Below are 22,412 nucleotides of genomic sequence, written 5' to 3'. Positions count from 1 at the left end.
ATAGCACCGAAACAGGGGCGTTTAAGATCAACTAGCGATAAATCTGTGATAAGTCGGGAAATTGACGGCTTTTCCGATCCCGCGGGTCCAGGCCAGCCGGGCCAGCCACCCGGCCAGGACCAGCAGCAACGCCACCTCGGCGCCCAGCAGCAGCCGCTCCACCAGCCCGATCATCACCCGCCCACCCGGCAGGGCCACGTACGTGATCGCCAGCACCCCGAACCCTGCGGCCAGCGCCAGCCACTCCACCACCCGCGCCACCGGCTTCCACGCCGCGTCGGCCGCCAGCCGCGGCACCATGAGCGCCGCCGCCGCAGGCAGGCTCACGAACGCCGCCACCGACACGTACCGGTGGATCTGCGCGGTCAGGGTGAGGTCGTGGCCGATGGGCGTGGTCGGCACCACCGCGGCGACGATCAGCGCCACCGACCACACCAGCAGCAGCCGCTCGGGCATCCCCCGGACCGGCGCCCCTGCCGCCCGCATCCCGCCCAGCAGCGCCAGCGACCCCAGCCCCATGACGGCCATCGCGACCTCCGTGACGCCCCCGCGGTCGGACACGGCGTACTCGCTGATGGTCACGTTCAGCGGGTCGAGGTACGGGTCGGGGCCGAACTGACCGGCCACGACCGCGACGACGGCGGACACGATGGACAGACACGCGACGAGCGCGTAGACCCCTGCCCGCGATCCGGCGCCCTCGGCCCGCGGCGCGGAGCCCTTCACCCGCGGCCCGCCCCCCTCGGCTCGCCGCCCGGCACCCTCCACCCCCGAGGCGGCGGCGCGGGGCGCGGTCGCGGAGGGCCCCGCGGTGGTGGGCGTCGCGGGGGTGATCCTGTCCTTCACTGCCGTCATGCCCCAACCCTCCCGCCCGCGCCGGGTCGGGGCATCAGGCCACACCCCCAGAGCGCCCCTGATCCCTTCTCAGGGTCCCCTAGGGGGCCGAGGAGCCCGGAGGGAGCTGGAGGGCGTGGCGCGCCTCCTCGAGAGAGTCACGACGACCGTGCGCTCGCCCCCGGATTCCGGGTACGCCAGCCCGGAGGGGCTCGCACCCATGACGACAAGGGGGACGTCTCATGACGGAGCACATCCTGGAGCCGGCGGCGCAGGAGATCGCGGACGCGACCTCGAAGCCCCCGTTCCTGTACGAGCTGGGCCCCGAAGGCGCGAGGAAGGTCCTGGACGACATCCAGGCCGCCCCGATCGACAAGCCCGACGTCGACGAGAAGTGGATCACCGTTCCGGCCGAGGTCGGGGACGTGCGGGTCCGCATCGTCAAACCGCCGGGCGCCACCGGCACGCTGCCCGTCGTCCTGTACGTCCACGGCGGCGGCTGGATCCTCGGCAACGCCGGCACGCACGACCGGCTCGTCCGCGAACTGGCCGTCGGGGCGGAGGCCGCCGTGGTCTTCGTCGAGTACGAGCGCTCGCCGGAGGCGCGCTACCCGGTGGCGATCGAGCAGGCGTACGCCACGGCCCGCTGGATCACCCGGGACGGGGCCTCCGAGGGGCTCGACGCCGCACGCCTCGCGGTCGCCGGCGACTCCGTCGGCGGCAACATGACGGCCGCGCTGGCCATCCTGGCCAAGCAGCGCGGCGACGTGACGTTCGTCCACCAGTCGCTCTACTACCCGGTCACGGACGCCGCCCAGGACACCGACAGCTACCGGGAGTTCGCCAACGGGCCCTTCCTGACCGCGAAGGCCATGGCGTGGTTCTGGGACGCGTACCTGCCGGACCGCGACAGGCGCGGGGAGATCACCGTGTCGCCGCTGCGGGCGAGCCTCGACGACCTCGCCGGGTTGCCCGAGGCGTTCGTGATCGTGGACGAGAACGACGTGCTGCGGGACGAGGGGGAGGCGTACGCGCGCAAGCTCCTGGCGGCGGGGGTGCGGACGACGAGTCTGCGCTACAACGGCATCCTGCACGACTTCATGATGCTCAACCCGCTCCGGCAGACCGCCGCCACCACGGGCGCGGTCGAGCAGGCCGTCCAGGTCCTCCGCAAGGCCCTCGGCACGACCTGAGACCCTCACCTGAGTCACCACGAGTCACCGCAGCCACCACGAGCGCCCGGCGGCCCAGCCCACGGCAGCCGCCGGACGCCTCGGTCCCCGCGCCCCGCGGCGGGGACCAGGTCGATGGGGTCAGAGAAGGCGGTCGAGGAAGTGGGGGCGGGCGGCGGCGTAGCGGTGGCGGATGTCCGGCATCGCGTCGGCCTCGTAGACCGCCGCCTCCTGCGACGACCAGTCGACCTCCGTGTCCAGGAGCCAGCCCGCCTGGTAGGCCGCGCCGTCGGCGACGTACTCGCCCGGCGGCGGGGCCAGGACCGGCCGGCCGAAGACGGTGGGCGCGATGCGGCGGACCGCCTCCGAGCGGGCCCCTCCGCCGATCAGCAGCACCCGCTCGGGGGTGCGGCCGAGCGCGTCGAGACCGTCGGCCAGGCCGCACAGCATGCCCTCGATGGCGGCCCGGGCCAGGTGAGCCGGGGTCGAGGTGGCCAGGGTGAGGCCATGGACCGCACCCGTGGCGGTGGGCTGGTTGGGGGTGCGCTCGCCTTCGAGGTACGGCACCAGTGTGAGGCCGCCGGCACCGGCCGGGGCCTGGAGCGCCAGCTCGCCGAGCCGGTCGAGGCCGACACCCGTGAGACGCGCGGCCGCGTCCATGACCCGGGCCGCGTTCAGCGTGCACACGAGCGGCAGGAACCGGCCCGTCGCGTCGGCGAATCCCGCCACCTGGCCGCTCGGGTCGGCGCTGGGCGCGTCGGAGACGGCGAACACGGTGCCGGAGGTGCCGATCGAGACCACGACGTCCCCGGGCCGGGCGCCCACGCCGAGAGCGGCGGCCATGTTGTCACCGGTGCCCGGCGCGATGCGCGTACGTCCCGCGTCAACCCCGTGACCCGAGCCCGCGGCGGCGGAATCGGAGTGGGTGGCGTCGAGGGCGCCGCCACCGGGGGCGGTGGCGGCGTCGGCGACCGGGCCGAGGACGCGCGGCAGCAGCGGGACCGCGCCGAAGGCGGCCTTCAGCAGGTCGGTGCGGTACGCCCCGGTGGCCGGGGACCAGTAACCGGTGCCCGAGGCGTCGCCGCGGTCGGTGGTCAGGTGGTCGAGCGGCGGGGGCGGCGCGTCGGCCCAGGCGGCGAAGGGCAGCCCGAGGGCCCCGGCGAGCCGCCAGGTGAGCCAGTCGTGCGGCAGGCACACCGCGGCCACCCTGCGCGCGTTGTCGGGCTCGTGCTCGGCCAGCCAGCGCAGCTTGGTGACCGTGAACGAGGCCACGGGCACGCTGCCCACCGCCTCGGCCCACGCGGCGGGGCCGCCGAGCTCGGCCACGAGGGCCGCTGCGGCGCCCGCGGAGCGCGTGTCGTTCCAGAGCAGCGCGTCACGCACGACCTGGCCCGCCTCGTCGAGGCAGACCATGCCGTGCTGCTGCCCCGCCACGCTGATCGCCGCCACGTCGTCGAGCCCGCCGGCCTCCTCGACGGCCCGCAGGAAGGCGGCCCACCAGTGCGACGGGTGGACCTCGGTGCCCTCGGGGTGGGCGGCCCGGCCCTGGCGTACGAGCCGGCCGGTGGCGGCGTCGCGGATGACGACCTTGCAGCTCTGCGTCGATGAGTCGACCCCGGCGACCAGCGTCATGCGGTCACGCCCGAGATTCCGCACGGGAGGGGGAGGTGGATGTTAGCGCTACCCATGCCCTCGATGCTGCACGAACAACACCGGGCATCACAAGCCCGGGCCCCACCAAGTGGGCGCCGCCTGACGCCGGAGACGACGAACGGAGACCGGCCGGCGGCTCGGCGTCCCGTACCGGGTGATACGTCAGCGCTGCTTCAGCACGCCGATCAAGCTCGTGAGGCTGTCCTGGCCGTGGCCGGCGGTGACGCCCTGGCGGAAGATCTTCAGGACGGCGGCGGGAAGCGAGTCGTCAACGCCGGATGCCTGCGTGGTGCGCAGCACGTGTTCCAGGCTCGCCACACCCATGGAGACCCGGTCGACGTCCCCCTCGTGGTTGCCCGCGGTGATGCGCGGCGCGTAGAACTCCAGGAAGTAGCGAAGGTCCATGGTCTTCACCGCGTGCGGCAGGAAGTCCCGCGCCGAGATCCCGCGGGCCTCCGCCACCGCCTGGCCGTGCAGGTAGCCCGCCAGCGCCGTCCAGAACATGTCGATCCCGATCTGGTAGTACAGCGCCGCCAGTCCCGGGTCCTCGCCGAGGTAGTCGATCCCGGTCAGCACCTCAAGGGCAGGCCGGTGCGCCTCGATCGCGTCCTTGGGGCCGCTGTAGTACGTCATGGCGTCCGGCGTGCCGATGCCCGGAGGCGGCACCTGCACGCCCCCGGTGATCTGCACGGCCCCGCGCTCGGCCAGCCAGGCGGCCGCCTGCCCTGCCCTGTCCGGAGTGTCGGAGGTGAGGTTGGCCAGGGTACGTCCGTCGAGGGCGGTACTCGGGGCCTGCGCCAGGATGGCATCCATGGCGTCGTAGTCGGTCAGGCTCAGCACCACCAGTTCGTTGGCGGTGAGCGCCGTCTCGACGGATTCCGCTCTCCTCGCGCCCCGCGCCACCAGTTCGTCCGCCCTGGCAGACGTGCGGTTCCACACGGTCACCTCGTAGCCGCTGTCGAGATAGGCGCCGGCCATGGCCTGGCCCATGGGGCCCAGCCCGATCACCGTCACAGACTTCATCCACGCTCTCCTCATCACTAGAACGAACGCTCTATCCAGGCCGCACGGTAGCAGACGACTGGAACGAACGCTCTATCCAGTACGATCGGAGCCATGCGGACACAGCACGAGATCGGCACCCGGGAGCGGATCGTCCGGACGACCTCTCGACTGATGCAGCGGCAGGGGTACGAGGCGACGGGCCTCAAGCAGATCTCCCAGGAGGCCCGGGCCACGCTGGGTTCGGTGTACCACTTCTTCCCTGGTGGCAAGCGGGAACTGGCGGTCGAGGCGGTTCGCCATGGGGACACGGAGTTCGCGGAGTTCCTGCGCGCGGCGTTCGACCGCGAGGACGATCCGGCCGCGGCGATCGTCGCCTGCGCCCGCGACCTGGCCAAGGGGCTGCGCGAGTCCGGCTGGCTGGACGGTTGTCCCGTCACCACCACGGCGTTGGAGAGCGCCGGCCGGGTGCCCGAGATCCAGCAGGCAGCAGAGAACGCCTACGAGAACTGGCGCACGCTGGTCCGCGACAAGCTCACCCGCGCCGGCTTCGCCGACGACGTGGCGCACGACCTCGCCCACAGCGTGATCAACATGCTGGAGGGCGCGGAGCTGTCGGCGCAGGTGTCCCAGAGCGAGGCGCCGCTGGAGATCGCCGGCCGGCACCTCGCACGGCTCGTCGACTCCTACCGGTGAGTCGAGCCGGTCCGGCCCGTCAGGTGCGGCTCCGACGGACGCTTCGTCCGGCTCGGACCGGTCCGGCTCATGGCTGCCGCGCCGGCTTTCTGAGCACCTCGGTGAGGGCCGAGATGCTGTGCTCGCCGTGGCCTGCCTCCGCCGCCCGCCTCACCAGGTCATGCAGGGGGGCCAGCCAGGCGGTGTCGACGTTCGTCTCCTTGGACAGGTCCTCGTCGTGGGCCGCCCCTGCCAGGAAGAGGTTCACGGAGGAGGCGGCGTCGGTGTAGTCGCCGTTGTCGATCTCCTTGGCGTAGATCGGCAGCAGGGACTTGATCATGTCCAGCCACTTGCCGGCGAAGCGCACCATCGTGTTCACCTCCAGCCCGCGCGCCTGGACCGCGGCGGCGCCCTGGAAGAAGCCGACGAGTGCGGGCAGCAGCATGGCGCCCACCGCCATCTCGTACAGGGCGGCCAGGTCGGCCTCGTCGCCGAGGTGGACGGTGTCGCCGCCCAGCACCTTCAGGGTCGTCTCGAACTCCTCGAAGACCGTCTTGTCGCCGCTGTAGTACAGCAGGGTGTCCGGCGCTCCCACGGCCGAGGGCACGTTCTTGACCGCCCCGGCCAGGAATCGGGCGCCATGGCCGATGGCCCAGGCGGCCGTCTCGCGGGCACCGGCCGGGGAACCGCTGTTGAGGGTGACCAGGGCCTGTCCATGCAGCGACGCGCCGGCGGGCCGCAGTGCCAGCCGGGTGTCCTCGAAGGTGGTCAGGCAGGTGATGGCCAGGGGACTTGCCGTTACCGCGTCCTCGACGGCCTCCACATGTCTGGCTCCCATGGCGATGAGGGGCGCGGCTCTGGCGGCGGTCCTGTTCCAGACAGTGGTCGGGTGTCCGGCCTTGATGAAGGCCTCGGCCAGTGCTGCGCCCATCGCGCCCAGCCCGATGACGGTCACCGGTGTCACGTTCTTCTCAGTCATATGCATGCTCCAGGCACAGAGACAAGGAAGTGAGGCGCCGTCTTGGAAACCGTCATGGCCTCGGCGCGCCTGATCCAGGCTGGCTGGAGCGCCTGCATTCTCTCAAGTACCGACATTTTTGCCGGGTACTGACATGAATGTCAGTATGGGGTGGTGAAGGAGACGAAAAAGCGCCCGTTCACCTGCGGTCTCGACGCTGCCATCGCCGTCATGGGAGGCAAGTGGAAGGGACTGATTCTGTTCGCGCTCCAGGATGGTCCCCTGCGCTTCGGGGAGTTGCGGCGGGCGGTGCCGGGCATCAGCGAGCGGGTGCTGATCCTGCAGTTGCGGGAGATGGAGATCACCGGGCTGCTCCATCGTGAGGTCTATCACCAGGTCCCGCCGAAGGTGGAGTACTCGCTCACCGACTTCGGTCATTCACTCAACACCGCGATGGCGCCGCTCGGAGAGTGGGGCGAGGAGCACATCGAGCGCATCGAGGCCATCCCGTGGGACCGGGCGGGGTGAGGAGCAGGATCCCCGCTTCCCACGACACACCGTGAGGTGCCCCCTCCGCCACCTTCATCGGGAAGGGACACCCGGACACCATCAACGCGAGCTCGGAGCACGGGCGTCACGCCCCACCGGGACACACCGACGCCGCTCGCGGCATCCCGCGTCACGGGTACGGACGCCACCGGCACCACGTCGCCACGCCGGGCGTCATGAGCACGGACGCCGGTGACACAAGAGCGCAGGGGGGCGTGTCACAGGCCGGAGGGGTCGCGGCCCACGCTGATCTCTTCGGCGATCTTTCGGAGTTCGGGTCCGTCGAGGCCGGGCGCCTTGGGGAGCTGGCGCACCAGCGCGTCGAGCACCACGGGCACCGGCGCCCCCGCCAGCCGCCCCGCGATCCCGTGAACCGCCCTGAACAGCGCATCGTCCATGTCGTGCATCCCCCGCTCCTCCGTCCGGTCGCGCGGGGCCTCCGCTCCCCGCGAGGCCGAGGCCATGCCCCCGGCCACCCGCGCAACGCTACGACCTGCCACCGACAGTTTCCGCGCTAGCGGCTCAGCGTGTCCGAGAGCCGAAGGAGCGGCGTAGGTCAGCGCTCCAGACTGCCCCGGACCGTGGCGCAGATGTCGTCGAGCGCCCGGATCTGCTCGGGGCCGAGGACGTCGAACAGGCTCCTCCGGACCTCCTCGACATGGCCGGGCGCGGCGGCGGCCAGGGCGGCGAAGCCCTCGTCCGTGAGCACCGCGAAGCTGCCGCGCCCGTCGTCCGGGCAGCGCTCGCGCCGCACCCACCCGCGCTCCTCCAGCCGCGCCACCGCGTGCGACAGCCGGCTCTGCGAGGACTGCGCCCACGTGGCCAGCTCGCTCATCCGCATGCGGCGCTCCGGCGCCTCCGACAGCCCCACGAGGATCACGTAGTAGGTGTGCGGCATTCCGGCGTCGCGCTGGAGCTGGCGGTCCAGCGCCGCGTAGAGGAGCTGGGTGACGGCCACGAAGTTGCGCCAGGTGCGCTGCTCATCGTCATCCAGCCATCGGGTCATGGGATGCATTTTACTTGAACTCTCATATACATTGGACGTGACCTGCTGAAAGGGGAAACCAATGCCGGTCCAGCGACTCAACCACGCGGTCCTGTATGTCCGCGACGTGGAGCGGAGCGTCGCCTTCTATCGGGACGCCCTCGGCTTCGAGGTCGTCATGGGCATGCGGGGTGCCGCCTTCCTCCAGGCTGCTGGTTCGAACAACGACCACGACCTCGGCCTGTTCGAGATCGGGGCGGGTGCGGGGCCGTCGCCCGCCGGGCGCACCTCGGTCGGGCTCTACCACCTGGCCTGGGAGGTCGACACGCTCGACGAGCTTGAGCGCATCTCCGCCAGGTTGAGCGAGATGGGCGCGCTGGTCGGCGCTTCGGATCACTCCACCACCAAGGCACTGTACGCCCAAGATCCCGACGGGCTGGAGTTCGAGGTGTCGTGGCTGGTCCCGGCCGCGCTGATCGACGACGAGGTGCTCGCCGCACGCAGCTCGATCCGGCCGCTCGACATCGCCGCCGCCAAGCAGCGGTACGGCGGGCAGACCCGCGGCGGCGTGGGCGTCTCGGTCCCCGCCTGACGCCCCACCCGGAGGCGCGGAGGAAACGATCGGGGTCCGAGAGGTACCGTGGCCTTGTCCGACTCCCGCGCCTTGGAGAACGGTCATGTCGAGCGATCCTGATCACGTGCTCGACGCCATCGACGGCGTCGTCGACGAATGGGAGGCGCTGAGCGCCGACGCGATGCGCTGGGTCCCTCCTGAGAAGAGACGGACGGACCTGGTGGGCGAGGTGACCGAGATCTTCGCTCCGCTCACCAACGCCCTCGCCGAGGCGTTCCGCCCGCTGGGCGACGCCGTGACGCGCCTGCTGGACGGACTCGCGGGCGACGACGACAACGATGACGGCGACGAGCGCTGAACGCACACGGGCCGATCAAAATGATCAGGCCGACGACGGCCGCACCGGCCGAGGGCCCGCGCCGGCCGGTCAGGCCGCCTGCAGCCTCATGGGGCGCAGCGCGCCGGTGAGCTTGGCGAGTTCGCCGATCAGCGCGTCGGCGGCGCCGTTGAATTTTAAAAGCGCTGTTACATTAAGGGCATGGCATCGCTCGGGACGCTTCTCCGGCACGTGCACGAGGTCATGGACGGCGCGATCGCGCAGATCTACGCCGATCTCGGCATGCCCGACTACCGGCCGCGCTTCTCCCCCGCCGTGCGAGTCCTCGCCGCCGAGGGGCCCATGGCGATCCGCGACCTCGCCGCCGCCGTCGGCGTCACCCACTCGGCGGCCAGCCAGACCGTCCACCAGATGAGCCGCGCGGGCTTCGTGACGCTCGAACGCGGCACCGACGGGCGGCAACGCGTCGTGCACCTGACCGAGCGCACCCGGGCGGCGCTGCCCGCGATCGAGGCGGAGTGGGCGGCCACGAGCCGGGCGGTGGCCGAGCTGGAGAAGGAGCTGCCGGCTCCGCTGACCGCCGTGCTGGAGGCCACGGCCGAGGCGCTGCGCCGGCGCCCCTTCCACGAGCGCGTCACCGCCCACAACCGCCCGTAGGCGCCCACCACCGGTAAGACCGCGGGACGGGTTCAGGGCTGCGCGGGCAGGCCCAGGTACTCGGCGATCGCGGCCGTCACCGGCGTGACCGTGGGCAGCGGCGGGCCGGCGAAGTGGCCCGGCTTGTGCGCCCGCAGCAGCAGCTCGCCGCTGCGCTCCCAGTCGAACCCCTTGCGGCCGAGCAGCCCGGCGAACACCTCGCTCGCCCGGGCCGGGTCGCGCTCGGCCAGGCGCTGGAGCGGCACCGGCGACACGGTGTCGCCCCGCAGGTACGCCGACAGCAGGTCACGGTACGCGGCCCGGACGACGAGCGAAGGATCGTTGAACAACTCCTCCAGCTGCCCGAACTCCGCGTAGTAGCCCAGCCCCGCCGCCTCGTCGAAGATCAGGCCCACCGTGCGCGCCACCACCAGGGAGGCGGGCGGGTCGAAGCCCCTGGGCGGCGGACCGCCGAGCCGCGCCACCTGGTGGGCGAGGTACCCGCGGACCAGCTCGGCGACGTCGACCCCGGGCAGCACGATCAGGTCGGACCCGAAGTACTCGGTGAAGCACCGGCGCTGCGCCCGCTGCGTCTCCCTGGCCTGGGCGAGCAGCACGGGGTTGCGGAAGACCCACGCCGGGTGGCCGAGCGCCAGCCGCGCGGCGACGTCCACGAGGGTGCTGCGCGCCCCGGCGGTGTGGACGGCCGGCGGCGCGCTGATCAGCCAGTCGGCGCCGAGCGGGATCAGCCGTCCCACGACGAACATGCCGGGCTCCAGCGACGCGAACGCCCCCTCGCCCAGGTTGGAGAAGGCCCGGTAGACCAGCTCGTCGACGAGGTTGAACAGCAGCACGGCCGCCTCGTCGACGGCCCGTACCTCGAACACCCCCTCGACGACGATCTTCCAGCCGGCCACGAGCTCCACGTCGGTACGGTCGAGCCCGGGTGTCTCGGCGAGGAAGCGGTCCACGACCGTGTCGCCCCCGGGCAGCTCGTGCTGGTGGGCGAAGAAGTCGACGGGCAGGAACGCCGCCGCCTCGTCGGCCGGCGGCCCTCCGGAGTAGAACCGGTCGAGCACGACGCCCAGCTCGGCGGCGAAGCGCCCCGAGGTGGCGAAGTGGACCAGCTCGGCCTTCAGCTCCACGGCCCGCGCAAGCTTGCTCATCATCACCCTCCGTGCCCGGAGCGGCACAATCCGTCCCGCGTACGGAGCGACACTAACCGGCGACGCGGCGCTCACGCGGGCGGTTCGGGCAACTCATGGCCCCTCGCGCCTACACCTCGCCGGCGGTCTCCGATTCCAGCGCGGAGTGCTTGCGGCTGTAGGCGAAGTAGATGATCAGTCCGATCACGAACCAGATGGCGAAGCGCAGCCACGTGAGCGGGTCGAGGAACGTGATGAGCCAGATCGAGAAGACGACCCCGATGGCCGGCACGAACGGCATGCCCGGCGTCCGGAACGTCCTCGGCAGGTCCGGCTGCCGGTACCGCAGCACGATCACCGCCACGCAGACCACCACGAACGCCAGCAGGATCCCGATGTTGGTCAGCTCGGCCGCCTCCCGGATCGGCAGGAACCCGGCGATCAGGGCGGAGGCGACGCCCACGATCCAGGTGACCCGCGACGGCACCCGGCGCACCGGGTGCAGCTTGGCGAACCACTGCGGCAGCAGCCCGTCGCGGCTCATCGAGAACCACACCCGCGTCACGCCCAGCATGAACGTGAACATGACGGTCAGGATGCCGATGATGGCGCCGACCGCGATGACGGCGGCCAGGCCGGACAGGCCCACCGAGGCGAACGCCGACGAGAAGCCGCTCTCGGGGTCGATGGCCTTGTAGTTCTGCATGCCGGTGAGCACGAGGCACGCCAGCACGTACAGGATCATCGAGATGACCAGCGAGTAGATGATCGCCTTGGGCATGTGGCGCTGCGCGTCCTTGGACTCCTCGGCGGCGGTGCTCATAGCGTCGTACCCGAAGACGGCGAAGAACACGGTGGCCGCGCCGGTGATCGCCCCGCTGACCCCGAACGGGAAGAACGGCGAGTAGTTGGCCGTGTTGATGTAGAAGAAGCCGACCACGACGACCAGCAGCACCACGGCCACCTTGAGCACGACCACGATCGTCTCGAAGCGGGCGGCGGCGCGGATGCCGAGGTTCAGCAGGAAGGCGATCAGCAGGCACAGGATGACCGCGAACAGGTCGACCACGTGGCCCGGCCCCGTACCCGGCGCGCCGAGCATCCAGGGGGGCAGGTTGAACCCGAGCTCCTGCACGAGGAAGCCGAAGTAGCCGGAGATGCCGATGGCCACGACGGCGACGATGGCGGTGTACTCCAGCAGCAGGTCCCAGCCGATGAACCAGCCGACGATCTCGCCGAGCACCGCGTAGCCGTAGGTGTAGGCCGAGCCGGCCTTCGGGATGAGCCCGGCGAACTCGGCGTAGGAGAAGGCCGCCGCCGCGCTCGCGATGCCCGCGATGAGGAACGAGAAGACCACGGCGGGCCCGGCCGTCTCGTGGGCGACGGCGCCGGCGAGGGCGAAGATGCCCGCGCCGATGATGCCGCCGATGCCGATGGCCGTGAGCTGCCACAGGCCGAGCGTCCGTGACAGCTCCCCCTCGTGCTCGTGGGCGATCTGGTCCACGGGTTTACGCCGGAAGACACCGCGAGAAGACACCATGACGACCTCCTGAGCAAGGTTCGGCCCCGGGGTGGACCTTCCCGCCGGGACCGCTCCTATGCCGGGACGTTTCCGCAGCTCAACTCGTACGATCACGGGCGAGCGCCAGCCCGGCGGCCAGGCAGGCCAGGGGGATGGCGGGAACGACGTACCGGACGTCGAAACCGGCGAGGAACGGCGGCGCCAGGATCAGCGCGGCGGCGGCCAGGCCGGGTAACAGGGCGTCGCCGCGGCGCCGTACGACCGCGAGCGCCAGCGTCCCGGCCAGCGCGAGGGCCAGCAGCGGGAACGGCAGGTACCCGAAGCGCTGGTAGGCGCGCAGCCAGCCCGCGTACGGCTCGTGGATGCGGGTGGCGGCCGGGCCGCCCTCGTACGCCTCGGTGACCGGGCGGACCGACGGCCGCAGGGGCCGCTCCTCGAAGGGGAACCAGTACGGGTTCGTCCGCTTCGCGGCGACCTCGCGGTTCGTGGTGCGCTCCCAGCGCAGCAGCCACCGCAGGTCGGAGCCGGCGGCGGCCAGGTAGTCGCCCGGCTGGGCGAGGATGGCGGCGCGGGCGAACCGGCCGGCCAGGGCGTTCCGGTCGCCGTGCGCCTTCTTGATCGGCGACCACGGCGCCCACAGCCAGAACGGTGGCGCCGGCCGGGAGGCCGCGGGGGTGTCCGGGCAGAGCTGCGCGAGCCGGGGCTCCGGCCGGATCACCGAGCAGTCGACGAACGTCGCGGTCCGCGCCCACAGGAACAGGCCGTCGGCACGGGTCAGGCCGAAGACGCCGCTGGTGGCCGACATCCAGGTCGCGTACGCCAGCAGCGGCGCGAGGCCGGCGACCACGAAGGCTCCCCACACCCGCCATCCGGTACGGCGCAGCAGCAGCCGGGCGGCGGCGAGCGCGAGCACCACCACGCCGACCGTCCGGGTGAGCGCGGCCAGGCTCAGCACGACCCCGGCGAGCGCGGCTGCCGCCGGGGGGACCCGCCGCCGCAGCAGCACCAGCACCCCGCCCGCGACCAGCGCCGTGAACAGCGCGTCGGCCATGACCATGTGTTCGAGCAGGATCAGGAACTCGTCGTACAGCAGCGGCGCCACCAGCGCGGTCGCCGCCCAGCCGGGCAGTCCCCGCCGCACCAGCAGCGCGTACGCCGCGACGGCCAGCCCCGCGCCCATCAGGTGCTGGACGGCCGTCACCAGCGCGAGGCCGGGACCGGGGGCCAGGGCGCCGAGGAACAGCGAGTACCCCAGCGGCCGGAACGCCCCCGGCACGGGGCGGGCCGCCGACTCCAGGTAGGCGAAGGAGTCGGCCCAGAAGAACAGCGCCGGCCGGTACCCGAGCATCGCCAGCCCCCGCAGGGCGAGCCCGAGCGCCAGCGCGACGGTGAACGGGACGTGCCGCCCTCCGGACCGTTGTCCGGGCGGCCGCCCGATTCCGGGCAGCACGAAATCAACGGCGGGCGCCGTCATGAAGGACTCCCTGGGCTGTGGGTCAGCCGGGTCCCCCCACGTGCGAGCCCCCGCCGACGTGATCGTCTGCCGGTACTTGGCGTCTCATCGCGAGACGGTTACCGCCCCCGTACGGAGTGGGGGCGCTGACCACCTCACCCGTGTATTACCGTCAGCCCCTCGGAGGGTTCACGCCGCGCGGTTCACCCGGCCGGACGCGGGGGCGAGCCGGGCAGGCCCAGCGTGCGGTGGAGCATGTGGTGCATGTGGGCGCGGAAGCGGCGCAGCGCCCGCGGGTCGTCGGGCCCGCGCCGCGCGCCGCTCTTGTCGAGCACCCCGCTCAGCACGAAGCTGTGGATGCACCAGACCATGGTGTTGACCGTGTAGGGCACGTCGGCCTCGGGGTCGACGTCCAGCATCGCGGTGATGGTCTCGATGACGAGCTGGGCCAGCGGCTGGACGTACGCGGGCTCGAGCCCGGTGACGTCGCTGGCGTCTTCGAGCCAGCGGTGCGTCCACAGGGCCGGGTGCTCGGGGTTGTCGGCGCAGAAGTCGATGTAGCGGTCGATCAGCCGGTGCAGTGCCGCGATCTTGTCCGCCGGCGGGGCCGCCACGAGTTCCTGGACCGCCGCCTCCAGGACGACGCGGTGGGCCTCGTTGGCCCGGTTCATGACCGCGAGGTACAGCTCGCGCTTGCTCCCGACGTGGTAGCTGACGGTGGCCACGTTCAGCCCGACGGCCTCGGCGATCTGCCTGGTGGAGGTGCCGTCGTACCCGAGTCCGGCGAAGAGCTTCGTCGCGACCTGGAGGATCATCTCTCGCTGATGTGTGTCACCTGAAATCACCCAGAGAGGATAGGTGGGGCCTTTGTCCCCCTCAATCACTTGATGGGCAGGTTTACGATAAATTGCGGCAAAACGTCCAGCCGGGCCTCCTGGTTCCGGGTGATCTTCATGACGACGTACGCCGCCAGGGCCCCCGTACCGGCCCAGCACACGGAGCCGACCACGTCCACCCGCGCCATCTCGCGCAGCGACTCCAGGTCCGACCTCCACAGCAGCACGGTGACCACGTCGAGCACCCAGAAGCTGATCACGAAGGCGTTCCACCAGGCCCAGACCAGGACCGAGCGGCGCGCGAGCGGAAGCGAGGGCACCGGCGCGCCGGGCTTGGAGGCGTTCCAGACGTCCTCCACGACCTGCTTGGGGAACCACAGGTTCACCAGCGGCACGAACCAGCCCAGGATCACCCACGGCCGGGCCCGCCGGTGCGGCCCCGGCGCCAGCACCTCGGCGTTCCCCCGCACCCGGTGCAGCCAGGCGAGGAACGCCACCGCCGCCAGCGCGAACACCCCGACCTTCACGTACGCGGCGCCGAGGAGCAGCGTGTTGGTGACCTCCACCTCAAGGGGCCGGACGGACCCCGAGTCGACCAGCATCCGCTCGATGATCGTGACCCGCCACAGGCTCAGCCCGGACCCGACGACCCTCACCAGGGCATAGACCGCCAGGGTCACGACGGCCGCCAGCGCCGGCCCCCGCACCGGCCGGACGCCCGCGGCAGGTGTCGCCGGATCCATGGATCACCTCTCCCATAGCCGCCGAGAATCCCATAGACGCTGAGAAGCGTCAGTATGACGGCAGACTCCACCGTTCTTGATCAGAACGGTCGGGGCAAGACCCTTGAACATCCGGGCCGCGACGGGCAAGATCATGCTGCCTATCAGGAGGTCGTTCCCATGCGCGTGATCATCGCCGGTGCCGGTATCGGAGGGCTCACCACGGCCTTGAGCCTGCACGCCGCGGGCATCACCGACGTCGTCGTCCACGAGTCCGTCAAGGAGATCCGGCCGCTCGGCGTCGGGATCAACATCCTGCCGCACGCCGTGCGCGAACTCATCGAGCTGGGCCTCGGCGACCGGCTGGCCCGGATCGGCGTGCCCACCGGCGACCTCACGTTCGTGAACCGCTACGGGCAGGTCATCTGGTCCGAGCCGCGCGGCAAGGCCGCCGGCTACACCTGGCCGCAGTACTCGATCCACCGCGGCCGGCTCCAGTTCATGCTGCTGGACGCCGTACGGGAGCGCCTGGGCCCGGACTCCGTGATCACCGGGTCGCCCGTCACCAGCCTCGACCACGACGCCGACCTGCTCGTGGGGGCCGACGGGGTCCGGTCGAGCGTACGGGCCGCGATGTTCCCCGAGGAGGGGGAACCGCTGTGGAGCGGCGAGGTGCTGTGGCGCGGCACCACGTACAGCAAGCCGTTCATGACCGGCAGGTCCATGCTCATGGCCGGCGACGACGTCCAGAGGGTGGTCGTCTACCCCATCGCCCCGCCCGAGCCCGACGGCCGCGTACTGATCAACTGGGCCATCCAGCGCAAGGCCGCCGAGACCGTGCCGAGGGGTGACTGGAACCGGCGGGTGGAGATCGGCAAGTTCCTCCACCACGTGGCCGACTGGCGCTTCGAGTGGCTGGACATCCCCGGGCTGATCAGCGGCGCCGAGGCGGTCTACGAGTACCCCATGGTCGACCGCGACCCGCTCCCGTACTGGTCGAAGGACGGCGTCACGCTGCTGGGCGACGCCGCCCACCCCATGTACCCGACCGGCTCCAACGGCGGCACCCAGTCGATCATCGACGCCCGCGTGCTCGCGTACGCGCTGGCGACGGGCCGCGGCGTGGAGTGGTACGAGGAGCAGCGCCGCCCGACGACCGCGCAGATCGTCGCCTCCAACCGCAAGGACGGCCCGGAGGTGGTCCTGCGGATGGCGCACCAGCGGGCGCCCGAGGGGTTCGACGACATCGAGGACGTCATGCCGCTGGCCGAGCGCGAGGAGATCGCGACGGGCTACAAGAAGACAGCCGGATTCCTGCCCTCGGTGCTGAACGAGCGGGCCTCCTGGTCCGTGCCCGCCTAGAGATCCATGGCGATGATCTTGTCGATGTTCCGCTCGGCGAGGGCCGTGATCGTGACGAACGGGTTCACGCTGGTGTTGCCGGGGATCAGCGCGCCGTCGATGACGTACAGGCCCGGATAGCCGGCGAGCCGGCCGTAGTTGTCCGTGGCCTTGCCCAGGACCGCGCCCCCGAGCGGGTGGTAGGTGAGGTGGTCGCCCCAGATCTTGTACGTGCCGAAGAGGTCGGTCCGGTAGATCGTCCCCTCCTTGGAGTTGATCTTGTCGAAGATGGTCTTGGCCATGTCGATCGCCGGCTGCTTCCAGGCGGTCTGCCAGTTCAGCTCCACCGCGCCCGTCGCGGCGTTCCAGGTGAACTGGGCGCGGTTCGGGTTCCTGGTGATCGACAGGTAGAACGAGGCGAACGTCTCGATCCCGGTCGGCAGCGGCGCCACCTCGGCGAACGCCCCTCCGGCCGCCCAGTTGTCGATGCCGCTGCACGGGATGGTCGACTGGCGGGCGCCGGTCGGGTCCCACATGTGGTTGGCCCGGCCGCACATGACGTTGCCGTTGTCGCCCCAGCCCTTGCCGACCTCGCCGTTCAGGTTGGGCAGCGCGCCGGTGGCCTTCAGCCTGACCAGCAGCTTGCTGGTGCCGACGCTGCCCGCCGCGAAGAAGACCCGGTCGGCGGTCACGGTCTTGGTGGCCGTGACGCCGCCGTTCGTGTCGATCTGCTCGATGACGACCGTGTAGCGGCCCCCGGACGCCGGGGACACCGAGGTGACCTTGTGCAGCGGCGAGACGGCGACCCGGCCGGTGGCCCTGGCCTGGGCGAGGTAGGTCTTCTGCAGCGACTTCTTTCCGTGGTTGTTGCCGTAGAGGATCTCGCCCGCGAGGGCCGACTTCGTGACGGTGCCGGCCGCCTCCCGCTCCATGTAGTCCCAGTCGTACACGTCCGGCACGAAGACGAACGGGAACCCGGACCGCTCGGCGTGCTTACGGCCGACCCGCGAGAACTGGTACCACTCGGTCGAGTCGAACCAGGCCGGGTCCACCGTGGAGACCCCGAGCCCGGCGTTGGCCCGCGGGTAGTAGACGTTGTACATCTCGTCGGCGTTCACCGAGGGCAGGATCGCGGCGAAGTTCGCGCGCTTCGGGGTGACCGCCATGCCGCCGTTGACCAGCGATCCGCCGCCGACCCCGCGCCCCTGGTAGACCGTGATGCCGCCGAACTCCTCGGCGTCCAGGACCCCGGTGTAGCGCGGGATGTCACGGTCGATGGGGAAGCCCAGGAAGTAGTTGAGCGGCGCCTTCGTCCTGGTCCGCAGCCAGTACGAGCGCCGGTCGGGCTCCAGCGTGCTGCAGAAGATCTTTCCGTCGGAGGCGGGGGTGTCCCATGCCATGCCCATCTCGATCATGTGCACGTCCACGCCCGCCTGGGCCAGACGCAGGGCGGCGACCGACCCGCCGTACCCGGTGCCGATCACCAGGGCCGCGACGCTCGCGCCGTTCGCGATGGGGCCGGCTTGTGCGGTGAGGCCCGCCTGTGCGGCGGCCCCGGCCGGTTCGCGGCCGTACAGGGCCGCGGCGCCGAGCAGGGCGCCGGTCCCGGCGATGAATCCACGACGCGAGATGCCAGAGGTGTTGTCACTCATGCGGCGTTCCTCACTCTTGAGGGTTGTCCGGATTGCTCGCGCCCTGAGTTGCCTACGGTCTTGAGTCGCCTACTGCCGGTGGGGTTTGGCCGGTGAGGAGCCGCCGCTGGGGAGCACGCACACGGTGTCCAGCCCCAGCACCCGGTTCAGCCGGCCGAACGCCAGCCAGGATCCGATGCTCATGCTCAGCTCCACGATCTCGAGCTGGCTGTAGTGCGCGGTCATCCGCGCCCAGAACTCGTCGTCGATGCCGTGATGGTCGACGGCGTACCGCTCGGCGTACTCGGCGGCCAGCCGGGTCCGCTCGTCGAAGGCGTCGGTGGTGCGCCAGTTCGTCACCGCGTCGGCGAACTCCGGCTCGACCTTCTGCCCGTCCCGTTCGGTACGCCAGTCGAGGCAGAACGCGCAGCCGTTGATCTGCGCGACACGCAGCCGGGCGGCCTCGAACTCGCGCAGGCCGAGGGTGGTGTGGGCGTACACGGCGAGGGAGAAGTGGGAGGCCGCGGGGCCGATGCCGGGCACCATCTCACCCCACACGTACGTGATCGGGTCCTTGCCCTCGGGGATGTCGACCCTCACAAGGCGCTCCTTCCGAGCTTGCCCGTCGCGGGAGGGCGACGTCCAGCGCGTCGTACAACCCGGGCCCGGCCTCGACCAGCCATTCGATGGCGTTGACCAGCCGCCCGGCGGCGGTGGCGTTCCCGCCGGCGGCCCGGTTGCCGCCCTCGTCCGTCGCCTCGACCGTGACCTGGATCCGCGGCCGCCCCTCGATGATGACCCGGTGCGCCCCTCCCCCGTCGGGCGTCGCCGGCCAGCCCGGCGCGCACGACGGGTGGATCCGGGTCACGTGCTCGACCACGATCCTCGGCTCGCCGCCCACGATCCCCTGCACCTCGAAGCGCAACGCGCCCTGCGTCCCGGCCTTGAACTCGCCCATCGTGGCGGTGGAGACGGTGGCGTCGAGGGGGCGCCGCTCGACGCTCTCGCGGATCTCCTCGACCCGGACCCCGAGGCCGCGGGCGATCAGCCGCACCTGCCCGCCCCAGACCATGGTCGGCACCGTCGGGGCGATCATGGGGGGCTCGTAGTCCATGGGTTGCCCCATCCCGACCAGGTAGCGGACCGAGTCCTCCTGGTCGTAGACGGAGTAGTCGAAGATCTCCTGGCAGCGGATGACGTCCACGGCGCCGGCCAGCCCGCTGATCAGGAGGGGCAGCACGTCGTTCCCCCAGCCCGGGTCGACACCCGAGACGAACAGCGACCCGCCGCCCTCCGCGACGGCCTCCAGGACTCGCGCCCGCATCTCGGGCGGGGCGTCGCGCGGGTCGTAGAGGGCGTAGAGGGACGGCGTGACGACCACGGCCCCCACCCGGATGACCCTGATGATGTCACCGAGCGCCTCGTCGGGACGGATGTCCCCGGAGGCCGCGTACACCACCGCCCGGGGACGCGCGCGGAGGGCGGCGTCGACGTCGTCGGTGGCGCGGATGCCCAGGGGACGGCCGAGGCCGGCCAGGTCGCCCGCGTCCCGTCCTGCTTTCGCGGGATCGTGGACGAGGACGGCGGTGAGATCGAGCGCGGGGTGGGCGTCGACCGCTCGGATGGCGGCGCGGCCCACGTTGCCGGTACCCCAGACCAGGGTGGACACCATGCGCGGAGCGTAGCAAGCGCTTGGTCAGGTGTATAGGGCCCAGTCCGGGACCACCCGCCCCTTCCTCACCCCGCAAAGCGACGGCAAATTATCGCGCCCCTCCGGAAATCAACGACGTGTCGCCTTAAAAAGATGGCCACGTTCCGCGGCCCCGCGGAACGAACACGCCACCGATCCGCGTATTTCCGCTAGAGCGCGCGTTTCACCGCCCTTCCCGCATTGTCGTCGACCTTGACACCGAGTAGAGCTGGAGGTTGGCTGAAGTATGGCCTGAATCGCCATTGACCGTTGGCGCGCCGAGCGGCGCCAAAGGCCGGACAAATACGGGCTCCATCTCTGGCGGGATGCGTATGGCGACTTATGAGTATCGCTGCCTTGAATGCGGACGATTCGAGGTTCGCCTGCCGATCGGCACCGCTGCGGCGGTGCATGACTGCCCCGAGTGCCACGGTCCGGCGTCACGCGTCTTCTCCTCGCCGTACCTCAGCCAGGTGTCCCCGGCGACGGCCCGCGCACGTTCCCGGGAGGAGCAGAGCCGGGAGGCCCCCGAGGTGGTCACGAGCGTGCCCTCCCAGCGACACCGGCAGCCTCCCCACCCAGCCCTGCAGCGGCTGCCCCGCCCCTGAGGGCTCCGCGGGGCTTCGCGTACATCCGTCACGAGCATGAATGAGGAGGTGCGTCGCTGATGGGAGCCGTCGGACTTCTCTACGTCGGCGCGGTGCTTTTCCTGAACGGCATGATGCTGCTGAACAAGGTGGATCCGAAGGCGGCGGGCATCTTCAACCTGTTCGTCGGGGCTTTGCAGGTGATCGTGCCCACGCTGCTGATCGTCACGAACCTGGCCAGGCCGCTGGAGATCCTCGGGGCGTCCGGGATCTATCTCTTCGGTTTCACCTATCTCTACGTCGGGATCAACCTGCTCGGCAATTTCGACTCCACGGGAGTCGGCTACTTCTCGCTGTTCGTGGCCGTCATGGCGCTCGGGTACTCGTTCGCCAACTTCCGGCTCCTGGGCGATCCCGCGTTCGGCGTCATCTGGCTCTACTGGTCGTACCTGTGGCTCCTCTTCTTCGTGCTCCTGGGGCTGAAGAAGGAGAAGATCACCAAGTACACGGGCTGGGTGACGGCGATCGAGGGCTGGGTGACGGCGGCGATCCCCGCGTTCCTGATCCTCACCGGCTATTGGCGCAACCCGCAGGTGCTCGCCGTCATCCTCGCCGTCTTCGGCGTCGTGGTCTTCGGCGGCCTGTGGCCGCTGACCCGAGGGCGTGAGCCGTCGGCGGCGGCGCCGGCGCCGAGCGACGAGGAACTGGGCGTCAGCGACCGGCGGCACCGCCCCCGCTGGACGTGAGGAACGCATTCACCAAGGAGGTGTCACGACGCGTCAGTCTCCGAAGTCTCTGAGAGGACCACCAGCGAAGAAGGGCATTCATCATGCCGAAAGTCATATACAGCGTCGACCAATCGAAACCGATGCGCGACCAGGAAATACCTGGACACAACAGATGGCACCCTGACATTCCCGTGGTGGAAATGGTTCGCCCCGGGGACGAGTTCCGGGTCGAATGCAGGGAATGGACGGACGCCCAGATCGGCAACAACGATTCGGCGAACGACGTACGTGACGTCGACCTGACCAGAGCGCACATGCTCAGCGGACCGATCGGCGTCGAGGGAGCCGAGCCGGGCGACCTCCTGATCGTCGACATCATGGACCTCGGCCCGGTCCCGCAGCAGGTCGGGGACGCGCCAGGACAGGGGTGGGGTTACACCGGCATCTTCGCCAAGGCGAACGGCGGCGGGTTCCTCACCGACTACTTCCCGGACGCGTACAAGGCGATCTGGGACTTCCACGGGATGATGGCGATGTCCCGCCACCTGCCGGGTGTCCGGTTCACCGGCATCACCCACCCCGGGCTGTTCGGCACGGCGCCGTCGGCCGACCTGCTCGCCGCGTGGAACCGCCGGGAGCAGGCGCTCATCGACACCGACCCGGACCGGGTCCCGCCGCTCGGCCTCCCGCCGCTGACCGACAACGCGCTCTGCGGCACGGCGACCGGCGACGTGATGGAGCGGATAGCGAGCGAAGGGGCCCGCACCGTCCCGGCACGGGAGAACGGCGGCAACCACGACATCAAGAACTTCACGCGCGGGGCCCGGGTCTTCTACCCGGTCCACGTGAACGACGCGAAGCTCTCGGGAGGTGACCTGCACTTCAGCCAGGGCGACGGCGAGATCACGTTCTGCGGCGCGATCGAGATGGGCGGTTACATCGACTTCCACGTCGACCTCATCAAGGGCGGCATGGAGAAGTACGGCGTGACCACCAACCCGATCTTCATGCCGGGAAACGTGGAGCCCAGGTACTCGGAGTTCCTGTCGTTCATCGGGATCTCGGTCGACCACGACACCGACACGAACTACTACCTCGACGCGACGGTGGCCTACCGCAGGGCCTGCCTCAACGCGGTCGAGTACCTCAAGAAGTGGGGCTACACGGGTGAGCAGGCGTACCTGCTGCTCGGCTCGGCCCCGATCGAGGGGCGTGTCAGCGGGATCGTCGACATCCCGAACGCATGCTGCTCGCTCTACCTGCCCACCGCGATCTTCGACTTCGACGTCCGTCCGACGTCGGAGGGGCCGGTGAGGGAGGACCGCGGACAGTGCGCCGTGACCACCTGACGGCCGTTCACTGTGGGGCCCCGCCTTGGTAGG

At 70.8% G+C, this 22,412-nt stretch carries 24 protein-coding genes; 10 read left to right on the top strand and 14 right to left on the bottom strand.

The genetic code is table 11. The features are described from left to right. Positions 1–27: 27 nt before the first annotated feature. A complete protein-coding gene (locus AB0H81_RS05675; protein WP_358369724.1) occupies positions 28–855 on the bottom strand; it encodes a DUF998 domain-containing protein in 828 nt (275 codons plus the stop codon). Positions 856–1,076: 221 nt separating this feature from the next. Here AB0H81_RS05675 and AB0H81_RS05670 point away from each other — a divergent pair, with 221 nt between their 5' ends. Beyond that, positions 1,077–2,027, top strand: coding sequence for an alpha/beta hydrolase (locus AB0H81_RS05670; RefSeq protein ID WP_358369721.1), 951 nt, complete (start codon positions 1,077–1,079; stop codon positions 2,025–2,027). A 120-nt stretch (positions 2,028–2,147) separates the two neighbouring features. Here the strand turns inward: AB0H81_RS05670 and xylB are convergent, their stop codons facing one another. Both xylB and AB0H81_RS05660 read right to left on the bottom strand, forming a co-directional pair. Next, entirely contained in the window at positions 2,148–3,638 is a 1,491-nt protein-coding gene (gene xylB / locus AB0H81_RS05665; protein ID WP_358369719.1) for a xylulokinase, read from the bottom strand. A 183-nt stretch (positions 3,639–3,821) separates the two neighbouring features. After that, entirely contained in the window at positions 3,822–4,682 is an 861-nt protein-coding gene (locus AB0H81_RS05660) for an NAD(P)-binding domain-containing protein (RefSeq protein WP_358369717.1), read from the bottom strand. Positions 4,683–4,775: 93 nt separating this feature from the next. Here AB0H81_RS05660 and AB0H81_RS05655 point away from each other — a divergent pair, with 93 nt between their 5' ends. Then, positions 4,776–5,357 carry a TetR/AcrR family transcriptional regulator gene (locus AB0H81_RS05655; protein WP_358369715.1) on the top strand — a complete coding sequence of 194 codons (582 nt, stop codon included), beginning with the start codon at positions 4,776–4,778 and terminating at the stop codon, positions 5,355–5,357. 67 nt (positions 5,358–5,424) lie between these two features. Here the strand turns inward: AB0H81_RS05655 and AB0H81_RS05650 are convergent, their stop codons facing one another. Continuing rightward, positions 5,425–6,315, bottom strand: coding sequence for an NAD(P)-binding domain-containing protein (locus AB0H81_RS05650; protein WP_358369712.1), 891 nt, complete (start codon positions 6,313–6,315; stop codon positions 5,425–5,427). A 153-nt stretch (positions 6,316–6,468) separates the two neighbouring features. Here AB0H81_RS05650 and AB0H81_RS05645 point away from each other — a divergent pair, with 153 nt between their 5' ends. After that, positions 6,469–6,822 (top strand): helix-turn-helix domain-containing protein, encoded by a 354-nt coding sequence (locus AB0H81_RS05645; RefSeq protein WP_358369709.1) that lies wholly within the window; start codon positions 6,469–6,471, stop codon positions 6,820–6,822. A 239-nt stretch (positions 6,823–7,061) separates the two neighbouring features. Here the strand turns inward: AB0H81_RS05645 and AB0H81_RS05640 are convergent, their stop codons facing one another. After that, positions 7,062–7,250, bottom strand: coding sequence for a hypothetical protein (locus tag AB0H81_RS05640; protein ID WP_175590937.1), 189 nt, complete (start codon positions 7,248–7,250; stop codon positions 7,062–7,064). A gap of 149 nt (positions 7,251–7,399) precedes the next feature. Then, entirely contained in the window at positions 7,400–7,849 is a 450-nt protein-coding gene (locus AB0H81_RS05635; RefSeq protein ID WP_358369705.1) for a MarR family transcriptional regulator, read from the bottom strand. A 61-nt stretch (positions 7,850–7,910) separates the two neighbouring features. Between AB0H81_RS05635 and AB0H81_RS05630 the strand changes: the two genes are divergently transcribed. The 3 genes from AB0H81_RS05630 to AB0H81_RS05620 all read left to right on the top strand — a co-directional run bounded on the left by AB0H81_RS05630 (position 7,911) and on the right by AB0H81_RS05620 (position 9,396). Next, the gene (locus tag AB0H81_RS05630) at positions 7,911–8,420 is read left to right on the top strand and encodes a VOC family protein (protein ID WP_358369702.1); all 510 of its coding nucleotides are present in this window, start codon (positions 7,911–7,913) and stop codon (positions 8,418–8,420) included. Between the two features lie 85 nt (positions 8,421–8,505). Then, positions 8,506–8,760, top strand: coding sequence for a hypothetical protein (locus AB0H81_RS05625; protein ID WP_358369699.1), 255 nt, complete (start codon positions 8,506–8,508; stop codon positions 8,758–8,760). A 180-nt stretch (positions 8,761–8,940) separates the two neighbouring features. Next, positions 8,941–9,396 carry a MarR family transcriptional regulator gene (locus AB0H81_RS05620; RefSeq protein ID WP_358369696.1) on the top strand — a complete coding sequence of 152 codons (456 nt, stop codon included), beginning with the start codon at positions 8,941–8,943 and terminating at the stop codon, positions 9,394–9,396. A gap of 32 nt (positions 9,397–9,428) precedes the next feature. Here AB0H81_RS05620 and AB0H81_RS05615 read toward each other — a convergent pair whose 3' ends face one another. The 5 genes from AB0H81_RS05615 to AB0H81_RS05595 form a co-directional block, all read right to left on the bottom strand. Then, entirely contained in the window at positions 9,429–10,544 is a 1,116-nt protein-coding gene (locus AB0H81_RS05615; RefSeq protein WP_358369695.1) for a hypothetical protein, read from the bottom strand. A gap of 106 nt (positions 10,545–10,650) precedes the next feature. Next, positions 10,651–12,060 carry an amino acid permease gene (locus AB0H81_RS05610; RefSeq protein ID WP_358369692.1) on the bottom strand — a complete coding sequence of 470 codons (1,410 nt, stop codon included), beginning with the start codon at positions 12,058–12,060 and terminating at the stop codon, positions 10,651–10,653. Between the two features lie 79 nt (positions 12,061–12,139). Continuing rightward, a complete protein-coding gene (locus AB0H81_RS05605; RefSeq protein ID WP_358369689.1) occupies positions 12,140–13,516 on the bottom strand; it encodes a hypothetical protein in 1,377 nt (458 codons plus the stop codon). A gap of 182 nt (positions 13,517–13,698) precedes the next feature. Further along, the gene (locus AB0H81_RS05600) at positions 13,699–14,310 is read right to left on the bottom strand and encodes a TetR/AcrR family transcriptional regulator (RefSeq protein WP_358369686.1); all 612 of its coding nucleotides are present in this window, start codon (positions 14,308–14,310) and stop codon (positions 13,699–13,701) included. A gap of 65 nt (positions 14,311–14,375) precedes the next feature. Continuing rightward, positions 14,376–15,074, bottom strand: a complete 699-nt coding sequence (locus AB0H81_RS05595) for a DUF4328 domain-containing protein (protein WP_358369683.1) — start codon at positions 15,072–15,074, stop codon at positions 14,376–14,378. Positions 15,075–15,233: 159 nt separating this feature from the next. Here AB0H81_RS05595 and AB0H81_RS05590 point away from each other — a divergent pair, with 159 nt between their 5' ends. Further along, entirely contained in the window at positions 15,234–16,415 is a 1,182-nt protein-coding gene (locus AB0H81_RS05590) for a flavin-dependent oxidoreductase (protein ID WP_358369680.1), read from the top strand. On the opposite strand, the gene AB0H81_RS05585 is transcribed toward AB0H81_RS05590, so the two are convergent. The 3 genes from AB0H81_RS05585 to AB0H81_RS05575 form a co-directional block, all read right to left on the bottom strand. Continuing rightward, positions 16,412–18,046, bottom strand: a complete 1,635-nt coding sequence (locus AB0H81_RS05585) for a GMC oxidoreductase (RefSeq protein WP_358369677.1) — start codon at positions 18,044–18,046, stop codon at positions 16,412–16,414. The genes AB0H81_RS05590 and AB0H81_RS05585 overlap by 4 nt on opposite strands. A gap of 69 nt (positions 18,047–18,115) precedes the next feature. Then, positions 18,116–18,625, bottom strand: coding sequence for a carboxymuconolactone decarboxylase family protein (locus tag AB0H81_RS05580; protein WP_358369674.1), 510 nt, complete (start codon positions 18,623–18,625; stop codon positions 18,116–18,118). After that, on the bottom strand, positions 18,573–19,697 hold the full coding sequence (locus tag AB0H81_RS05575) for a dihydrodipicolinate reductase (RefSeq protein WP_358369671.1): 1,125 nt from the start codon (positions 19,695–19,697) through the stop codon (positions 18,573–18,575). The genes AB0H81_RS05580 and AB0H81_RS05575 overlap by 53 nt, the downstream gene beginning before the upstream one ends. 344 nt (positions 19,698–20,041) lie before the next feature. Between AB0H81_RS05575 and AB0H81_RS05570 the strand changes: the two genes are divergently transcribed. The 3 genes from AB0H81_RS05570 (at position 20,042) to fmdA (ending at position 22,379) form a co-directional block, all read left to right on the top strand. Further along, entirely contained in the window at positions 20,042–20,323 is a 282-nt protein-coding gene (locus AB0H81_RS05570; RefSeq protein ID WP_358369668.1) for a zinc ribbon domain-containing protein, read from the top strand. 59 nt (positions 20,324–20,382) lie between these two features. Then, entirely contained in the window at positions 20,383–21,048 is a 666-nt protein-coding gene (locus tag AB0H81_RS05565; RefSeq protein ID WP_358369665.1) for an AmiS/UreI family transporter, read from the top strand. An 83-nt stretch (positions 21,049–21,131) separates the two neighbouring features. Then, on the top strand, positions 21,132–22,379 hold the full coding sequence (gene fmdA, locus AB0H81_RS05560; protein WP_358369663.1) for a formamidase: 1,248 nt from the start codon (positions 21,132–21,134) through the stop codon (positions 22,377–22,379). The last annotated feature ends 33 nt before the right edge of the window (positions 22,380–22,412 follow it).

The sequence above is a fragment of the Nonomuraea sp. NPDC050691 genome, assembly GCF_040654455.1.
Lineage (GTDB): Bacteria > Actinomycetota > Actinomycetes > Streptosporangiales > Streptosporangiaceae > Nonomuraea.
The sequence above is the reverse complement of the archived record's forward strand: the minus strand, read 5'-3'. Positions and strand labels throughout refer to the sequence as shown.